Annotated in this window: 7 protein-coding genes and 1 pseudogene; 5 read left to right on the forward strand and 3 right to left on the reverse strand. The window is 42.5% G+C overall.

All coding sequences use genetic code 11. The features are described 5' to 3' along the window. Window positions 1–207, reverse strand: a pseudogene (locus tag F6K51_RS34160) (hypothetical protein); the annotation flags it as partial. A gap of 101 nt (window positions 208–308) precedes the next feature. Further along, entirely contained in the window at window positions 309–458 is a 150-nt protein-coding gene (locus F6K51_RS34165) for a hypothetical protein (protein WP_293029632.1), read from the reverse strand. A 999-nt stretch (window positions 459–1,457) separates the two neighbouring features. Here F6K51_RS34165 and ltrA point away from each other — a divergent pair. Next, complete coding sequence (gene ltrA / locus F6K51_RS34170) at window positions 1,458–3,182, forward strand: group II intron reverse transcriptase/maturase (RefSeq protein ID WP_293029638.1); 1,725 nt, start codon at window positions 1,458–1,460, stop codon at window positions 3,180–3,182. A gap of 321 nt (window positions 3,183–3,503) precedes the next feature. On the opposite strand, the gene F6K51_RS34175 is transcribed toward ltrA, so the two are convergent. After that, window positions 3,504–4,526, reverse strand: coding sequence for a glycosyltransferase (locus F6K51_RS34175; RefSeq protein WP_293029641.1), 1,023 nt, complete (start codon window positions 4,524–4,526; stop codon window positions 3,504–3,506). Window positions 4,527–5,193: 667 nt separating this feature from the next. Here F6K51_RS34175 and F6K51_RS34180 point away from each other — a divergent pair. From F6K51_RS34180 to F6K51_RS34185, 4 genes are all read left to right on the forward strand, one after another. Further along, window positions 5,194–6,234 (forward strand): transposase, encoded by a 1,041-nt coding sequence (locus tag F6K51_RS34180; protein WP_293029635.1) that lies wholly within the window; start codon window positions 5,194–5,196, stop codon window positions 6,232–6,234. A 565-nt stretch (window positions 6,235–6,799) separates the two neighbouring features. Next, entirely contained in the window at window positions 6,800–7,021 is a 222-nt protein-coding gene (locus tag F6K51_RS38770; protein WP_365940522.1) for a reverse transcriptase N-terminal domain-containing protein, read from the forward strand. Further along, window positions 6,990–7,229 (forward strand): reverse transcriptase N-terminal domain-containing protein, encoded by a 240-nt coding sequence (locus tag F6K51_RS38775; RefSeq protein WP_365940524.1) that lies wholly within the window; start codon window positions 6,990–6,992, stop codon window positions 7,227–7,229. Before F6K51_RS38770 ends, F6K51_RS38775 begins: the two co-directional genes overlap by 32 nt. Window positions 7,230–7,293: 64 nt before the next feature. Further along, a complete protein-coding gene (locus F6K51_RS34185; protein ID WP_365940525.1) occupies window positions 7,294–8,520 on the forward strand; it encodes a reverse transcriptase domain-containing protein in 1,227 nt (408 codons plus the stop codon). The last annotated feature ends 178 nt before the right edge of the window (window positions 8,521–8,698 follow it).

Consider the following 8,698-nt stretch of genomic DNA (forward strand, 5'->3'; position numbering starts at 1 on the left):
GCTCCCTTGGGGTTTCCGGTGGTTCCGGAGGTGAAGAGGATGTCCGAAAGGTCGTCCGGACTCACGGCGAGAGCGCGTTCCCGCGAAGGGAGTAGGGAGTAGGGAGTAGGGAGTAGGGAGTAGGGAGTAGGGAGTAGGGAGTAGGGAGTAGGGAGTAGGGAGTAGGGAGTAGCGGATCTGGGAACGTAAGCATTCAGCTGACGGCACCTCAAGTAGCGTGAGCTTTTAGCTCACGGCTGACGGCACCTCAAGCAGCGTGCGCGTAGCGCATATGCTTACCTATAGTCTTTTAAAAATTAATCCCGCCATCACCAGTTGCGATAATGTTCATAGTCCCAACAGTCTCCCTGTTCCCAAGCTCTTCCCGTTGCTTGACAGTTGTAGGAGTCATTAATCCAAGGAATACTGGTTGGGTGGGCGGCCAAAAATTTATTTTTAACAATAAATAAAGTTATCATTTTTATTAGGTGTTGTTGTATGACTTATATCTTTGATAAATCAAGCTGATGGTAATAATCCAAATAGGTAAAGTTTAATACTTAAAAATTAAAGATTCAAGACTAAGCTTGAAGTCAGGTTAATCACTAATATTTTTTTGGGGTTAATTTTATTTTTCAAAATCCGCTCACCGTGAAGCTGATAAATATATTTATAAACCATAAATAATAGTTTAGGTTTTTTTCTTGGAAATCAGCGTAGCAATTATCGGTTTGCCAACAGGTTTGCGTTAATGTTTAAGTTCTGTATGTTATGTATAACTTTTGTTGACGTTTGACCCTTGAAAGTAATCACCATAAGCATTTCAGTGATTCCACCTACAGATGATGGCAAAATGGCAAAATTGTGAAATGGAGAGATGGGAGTGCGATTCGTTGGGCATAAACCGGATAAAACCGGGGGACTGCCCGAAGGGGTAAAACCCTTTAACTGTATGATTCATGTAGGTTAAACTCCTACAACCTTGATGTCAGGTTACTCCATATTCCTAGGCTCCGAGAATGAACATCAAAGAGTCGAGTGCAAGGAATAAACGCGGAGGCAAGTCGAAGTCATTTAAGACCCATGCCGCTAGGGAGACCGAAAGGGTAAGACAACGAACTGGTGATTGACGCATCGTCAGTCCAAGATAAAGGACACAATGACTTAAGTCCTTTATCGACTCGAAGATGATAAGGAAATGGATTTTTCCTCGTTCATTTCGACATCCTTCCCCAGAAATGGGCATCTTCCGGTGTATAGCCAGTACCCAACCCGGTCAGTCAATGGTCATACGGAACGAAGTAACCAGGATAGTTGCTCCCTAAAAGGGTAGGTATTCAGCCCCATGGGCTATCTTGGCGAGACGGTGTCAGAAGCCAAAGCCTTGGGGAAAGCCCAAGGATATGCAGACGGACACCCCTGAGTTTGGCAAGAGTAGAACACGAGTAGCAGTTATGTCCAATACACACAATCCTGTGATGGTGGAACTGAATAACTGGAACTCCCTCAAATGGAAATCCATTGAGAGGGCAGTGTTCAAGCTGCAAAAGCGTATCTATAAAGCCTCACAGAATGGGGAGCGAGCTAAAGCTAGAAAGCTCCAAAAACTACTAACCAAATCCAAATCTGCCCGGTTATTAGCCGTAAGGAAAGTAACCCAGGATAACAGAGGTAAAAAAACTGCCGGAATAGATGGTAAGAAATCCCTCTCACCAAATGAACGGTTAGCCTTAGCCCAGTCCCTAGAGCTGGATGGAAAGGCAAGGCCGGTTAGAAGGATTATGATACCGAAACCCGGAAGGAAAGAAAAAAGACCTCTGGGAATCCCTACTATGGAAGACAGAGCAAAACAGGCACTAGCCAAATTAGCTCTAGAACCAGAGTGGGAAGCACAGTTTGAACCTAATTCCTACGGTTTTAGACCCGGAAGAAGCACAAAAGACGCTATAGCAGCAATATACTCTGACATAAATCAGAACAGTTACTACGTGCTGGATGCGGACATAGAGAAGTGCTTTGACCGAATCGACCATGAAAAACTGTTAAATAAGGTAAACACTTATCCTCAAATGAGGAGACAGTTAAAAGCTTGGTTAAAAGCTGGAGCCTTAGGAAAAGAAGGATTCATAGAAACTCCCGCTGGCACACCCCAAGGGGGGGTAATCTCACCATTATTAGCTAACATAGCCCTCCATGGGTTAACTCAGCTAATGAACAAGACTTACCCGGTAAGGTACCTAAACCAGCATCTAGCTGAAAAGTATAATCTCCCTCCAAAAAGAAATCTCAGACCACCTTTGGTTCATAGATATGCGGATGACTTTGTAGTTCTCCATAAGAGTAAAGAGATGATACTAGAAGCAAAGGGAGTCATCCAGGATTGGCTAAAAGAAATCGGACTAAACCTAAAAGAGGCAAAAACTTCTATAGCGCATACCTTAGGGAGGAAGGGAGTAAAAGCAGGATTCGATTACCTCGGTTTCAATGTCCGACAATATGAGGTCAATGAGATAAATAGCGGAAAGGACACTAAGGGAAATCCACTAGGATTTAAAACCCTAATAAAACCAAGCTTTGATGCCATAGATAAGCATCTTATAAACCTAAAGGACACTGTCCGCCGCCATAGAAATTCAGACCAAGCTAATCTAATCGGAGATTTAAACTCAAAGATTACTGGATGGACTAACCAATATAATTCGGTGGTAAGTTCCAGAATATTTGGCCAACTAGATAATAAACTATTCCTAAAGTTAGAGCGATGGGCTAAATATCGGTCTCCAAATATTGGAGCAAAAGAAGCCATAGCTAATTACTGGTGGATAGATAAAGGTGAAGGCTGGGTATTCAGGACACCTGATGGTCAAAACACCCTACAAAATCATAAAGACACGCACATAAAAAGGGTGATAAGGCTGAAAGAAGGGAAATCCCCGTATGATGGAGATTGGCTCTATTGGGCTGAAAGGTTAGCCAAATATCATGGGATTAAACCCACTGTGAATAAACTCCTGAAAAGGCAGAAAGGGAGATGTGCCCTGTGTAATCACAGATTTATGTCTGATGATTTATTTGAAATAGACCACATCATCCCTAAGAGAGCTGGAGGTAGTGATAAGCTAACTAATAAACAGCTCATCCACTCTCATTGCCATCATAATAAAACTTGGCAACAAAGAGAGGAATATCCCCATAAAGTGTAGGCAATCCCAATGCCACCAGGAGGAGCCGGATGATTGGGAACAGTCATGTCCGGTTCTGGAGGAGAGTTCGAGGGAGGAATCCCTCGTTCGACTCTAATAGATGAGATTTAGTGGGTCATTACTATGTAGCAAGATTTTTCGCAATTGCTACAAAGCTGATACACATTTAACTAGCACAATATAAGCAATTGATATAATGTCCAGGAGCATCAGTTGCTCATGGGTAATAGTTAAGTAGTAATAGTTAAGTAGTAATAGTTAAGTAGAATTACTCCCGAGCCATGACCCATGACCCATTACCAACTGATGCAGTAGTTTCAGTTAGTACAAGCTAGACCCACCTACCAACATCGTCTCTCTAGCCTGAGCCATCACCCATTGCATCAACTCCTGCCACTCCGGTGACTTCCCCAACCCATCAGCATCAAACTCCCCGCCCCAATTCCTGGAAAACTCGGCAAAATTCTCTGCCCAATGTACTACTGTCTCCATCGGTAAATAAGGACTATAGCCCCAAGCCTGTTGTAAATACTTGATCATTTCCCTGGGATGTCCTGTATTATATAAATACCAAGCAATCCATACTAGGGTTCCATAGCGCACCTGATTTTCTAATAGACGGACTGCTTGTGGTAAATCAGCCTGTTGGAAGAAGTTGTCAATGGCTGCCGACAGGGAGCGAGCTTGAGGCAATCCTTTGTGCATAGCACTTTGGTGATGCTGCCGATAGCCTACGGTTACCTGACGCAACCAAGCGGCAGGACAACCCTTGAGGGCTAACCGTAACACTATTTCTGTATCTTCAGCGGGTGGAAACCTGGGGTCAAACCCGCCAACGGACTCTAGCCAATGGCGACTGAACATCATCGCACTAGGCAGAACTGGCTTCCACAGTAGCCAACTTTCTAAGTTTAATTCTGGTACTTTTTCCCATGGACGCACTGTCATCAGTAGCTTACCCTGGGAATCGACACGATACCAACCACTATGGACAATTCCCAGATGGGGTTGTGCTTCAAAAACTGCTAACTGGGCAGCTAACTTACCTGGCACGAAAAAGTCATCGGCATCGAGGAATGCGACAAATTCACCCAAGGCTAATTTAATGCCATGGTTGCGGGCAAGGGAGACTCCTTGGTTTTCTTGATAAATGTAACGAATGCGTCCGCTATAGGGTTGCAACACTGATCGAGTCTGGTCTGTTGAACCATCATCAATTACCACTACCTCATAGGAACAGGCTTCTTGATTCAGCACACTTTCCACTGCTTCAGTAATATAGCGATCGCAATTATAGGCGGGAATAATTACACTGACTTGTGGTATCATTTCATACCCTCCCATCACCCCATTGAGCACTGCTATAGCTTTATATAGCAAAGGGAACAGGGAACAGGGAACAGGGAACAGGGAACAGGGAACAGGGAACAGGGAACTTCGGGACAAAAATTCTCAGAATTCCTACACTGATCCCTATAGTTATTAGCCATTTTTATGAAACAGATATGAAGATTTAATGATCACAATGTAAAAAGTTTGCAAAAGAAGTTTGTTTATAAAAAAAATATAGCGAAATAGTATTATGTAAAATAACAACAAAAAATTCTAAAACTGTGAAAATTAACTTTTTTTTGTTTCCTGCTATATACTGGTCTAGGTAATCTCGTAGTGTAGGTAATGAGTAATAGGGAATGACAACTAAAAAATTCCTAATAACCAGTTAGCAATTTAGTGTTATTTGTTACGGTTATCTGAACTCGTTTTAACTAGACGTTAATAATCACAACTCTAACGGCTGAAAACCGCGATGCTGGCTGAACGCGGGGGACAGTTCAACTATCCATCAAAAACTCCAAGGGGACTCCCGTTATACCAGTAGGGTTAGCGGGAGACGGGGCGTATAAAGTGCGGACGCAGGTGACCCACACAGCCCCTTGGAAATTGGAGACTAGATTACTTGCACTTTTTAAATATTTCCTCTAGAATAACTATGTTGTTAGCGGAGGACTGGATGCTAACTCAAGTTAATAACCTGCGTTTAGACGAACAGCAGATATTAGCTCTCAAGCAGATGTGTCACTTGAGCAAGAACATGTTCAACGTGGGACTCTACAATGTCCGTCAGTATTTCTTTCAAGAACGTAAACATTTGCGATACGAAAGTAATTATTATCATTCCAAAGAAAATGATAATTATAAACTGTTGCCGACGGATATTGCGCAACAAACATTGAAGATTGTTGATAGGTCTTTCAAGTCTTTCTTCGGGTTGTTAAAGCTTAAGTCTAGTGGAGGGTATCAGGAAAAGATTAGACTTCCACAGTACCTCCCAAAAGATGGACATTTTCTCTTAGTTATCCCGATCAGGAAGCGTGACTGGGAAAAATTACCAGGAAAAGACTGGCTGTTCACTGTTCCAATGTCTTGTAAATTCAAACGAGAGCATGGGGCAGTTCAGTTTGCTGTTCCTGAAAGACTTAGAACTAAAACAGTCAAAGAAATCCGTATTATCCCTAAGTATGGGGCAAGATACTTTGATGTTTGTTATTGTTACGAGGATGAATCTGAAGAACAGGTCGAACAGACTGGCGAAATCTTAGGTATCGACTTAGGACTTGAGAATTTTGCCACATGTGTCAGTACTACTCAAAAGTCGTTCATTATTGATGGTAAGCGAATAAAGTCTGACAATCAGTACAATAAACGCAACTCCAAACTTCAGTCTATCAAAGACTTACAAGGCATTAAAGCCTTGACGAATCGACAGGCTAAGTTACTAAGAAAGCGGAATCACAAAGTCAGAGATTTCACTAACAAAGCAGCTCGGTATGTTGTAGATTGGTGCAGAAATAATAAGATCAGCAAGATTGTTATTGGTTACAACCCCGACCTAAAACAAAAGGTCAATCTAGGGAAACGAAACAATCAAAAGTTCACCCAGATTCCGATATATACATTCAAGGACAAGCTGGAAAGCCTCTGTCAACGATATGGCATCGAAATGATCGAACAGGAAGAATCTTACACCAGTAAAGCATGTGCGATTCGTTGACTAGAAACCTAACCCAATAAGGGTAAAAGGGGGATTAGTCACAAGGTATTAAACCTTGATAACTTGGTAACCATGTTGGTGAAAGACCAACCCTCGCAAAATCCGAGTGACAGCCCTACCCCTAATCACTGAGAAATAACAAACTCTAGGTTAAAGCGGGGTCGAACAGCGAAGCTCTACCAGCCTAAAGGTGGGGTTAGTAGCAGGCAATAGAACTCATGGGTACGAGAGGAAGATACGTAAGAACCATCGTAACTGGTAAGTAGCGTAATAGGCTGAAACGCTGCATGCAAATAGCTATAGAACAAAACAGGATTATAGGATTATGCTTTCTTATAATGATTTTCCTGGTTCTCGGTGGAGAGTATCACCCTAAAAGTTCAATAGAATGGCTGCCAGGAACGAAGTAACTCCATAGGTGCTCTCAATGAGGTCGGTCATTGAGTAGGTAGTTAGCCGCATGGCCTATGTGAGAAGGATTGAATCAGAAGCTAACGCCTAGATTAACACCTAGGATACGCAGACAGATTCACGTGATAAGGAAAGGATATAGCAATGAGTAGCAATGAAGAAGTCTAAAGCTCGGGGGTTTACCCCACAGTCAGAATGGAACCAGGTCGATTGGCGAAAGCTAGAACGAACTGTGTTTAAGTTGCAAAAACGGATATATCAAGCCTCTCAGCGTGGCGATGTTCGCGTGGTAAGAAGGGTACAAAAAAACATTGATGAAGTCCTGGTCTGCAAAAATGCTAGCGGTGAGGAAGGTAACACAACAGAACAAAGGTAAAAAGACTGCCGGAATAGACGGGAGAAAAGCTTTAACCAACAAGCAGCGCCTAGTCTTAGTAGCCAACCTTAAAATACACAAACGACCTCAACCTACCCGCAGAGTATGGATAGACAAACCCGGTCGTAAAGAAAAACGCCCCCTTGGGATACCCACCATATACGACAGAGCGCTCCAAGCCCTTACCAAACAGGCATGTTTAACCTGAATGGGAAGCACGTTTCGAGCCAAACTCATACGGGTTCAGACCAGGAAGGTCATGTCATGACGCCATACAAGCAATATTTAAAAGCATCAAACAAATGCCCAAATGGGTATTAGATGCCGATATTGCCAAATGTTTTGACAAAATCAACCACGATGCTCTTCTAAATAAACTGAATACCTACCCATCCATGAAACGGTTAATCAAAGGTTGGTTAAAAGCCGGGGTAATGGATGAAGGAATATTCACATCGACAGACGAAGGTACTCCCCAAGGTGGAATAATATCTCCACTTCTGGCGAACATAGCCCTCCACGGAATGGAAAACAGGATAAAGGAATACGCCGAAACCTTACCCGGAAATAAACGGAGAAATAAAACGGCATTAAGTCTAATCCGATATGCAGATGACTTCGTCATAATGCACAAATCCAAAGAAGTGGTAGAAGAATGTCAAAGAATCATCAGAAAGTGGTTGGAAGAAATTGGCCTGGAACTAAAATCCACAAAAACCAGATTGGTACACACCTCAAACGGCTTTGAATTCTTAGGATTTAATGTACGTCAATATCAGACGGGAAGACACCAATCTAAGCAAGGATTCAAAACCCTCATCAAACCCTCGAAGAAAAGAGTGAAAGAGCATTGGGAAAAGCTATCCAAGGTCATTGACCGACACAAGGCTGCTCCCCAAAAAGCTTTAATAAGCAAACTAAAACCAATAATAAGAGGATGGTGTAACTACAACAAATGCGTTGTAAGTAAAGAAACCTTCTCAGATTTGGATAACAGGCTCTGGAACAAACTTCAAAGATGGGGATATAGAAGACATCCAAACAAATCCAAGACCTGGGTAAACAAGAAATATTGGGGAACCAAGGTTGAAAAACCTAAGAAATGGTACGAAGCTCCTAAGGTTGATAACTGGGTATTTATGGCAAGTGAAGATAATTATTTACCTAAACATGCCAAAACAAAAATAATCAGGCACAACAAAGTTAAGGGAGACAGAAGTATTTTCGATGGAGACCTCATATATTGGAACACCAGAATGCAAAAGCATCCCGAGATGACCAGTCAAAAGGGAACACTTTTGAAAAGGCAAGAAGGGAAATGCAATCATTGTGGACTCATATTCAGGGACGGGGATTTTATGGAAGTACACCACATAATACCACGCGCAAACGGTGGAAACGACCAACTCAATAATCTTGAGCTACTTCACCTACACTGCCACGATGCAAAACACAGAAAGAAAATCAATCTAACAAACTTAGATGATAATCCCTTCTAGAGGTATCAATGACAATGATTCCTTTCATGAGGAGCCGTATGACGGGAAACTGCGCGACCTGAACTGGTCAAGTAAAGCGGGGAGCCGACTCCCCAGGGTAATTTACACCACCTACCCTCACGTAAAACAACCTTTTAGGTTGGACTCAATACCTTTTGGTAACAAAAGGGAAATATGC

Source organism: Moorena sp. SIO3I8, assembly GCF_010692325.1.
Classification (GTDB): domain Bacteria; phylum Cyanobacteriota; class Cyanobacteriia; order Cyanobacteriales; family Coleofasciculaceae; genus Moorena.

Bases quoted from the DNA above. Each gene is read 5' to 3' on its own strand.
- F6K51_RS34165 (WP_293029632.1), bottom strand. From the start codon at position 458: ATGATAACTTTATTTATTGTTAAAAATAAATTTTTGGCCGCCCACCCA.
- F6K51_RS34175 (WP_293029641.1), bottom strand. From the start codon at position 4,526: ATGGGAGGGTATGAAATGATACCACAAGTCAGTGTAATTATTCCCGCC.
- F6K51_RS34180 (WP_293029635.1), top strand. From the start codon at position 5,194: ATGCTAACTCAAGTTAATAACCTGCGTTTAGACGAACAGCAGATATTA.
- ltrA (WP_293029638.1), top strand. From the start codon at position 1,458: ATGGTGGAACTGAATAACTGGAACTCCCTCAAATGGAAATCCATTGAG.
- F6K51_RS38770 (WP_365940522.1), top strand. From the start codon at position 6,800: ATGAAGAAGTCTAAAGCTCGGGGGTTTACCCCACAGTCAGAATGGAAC.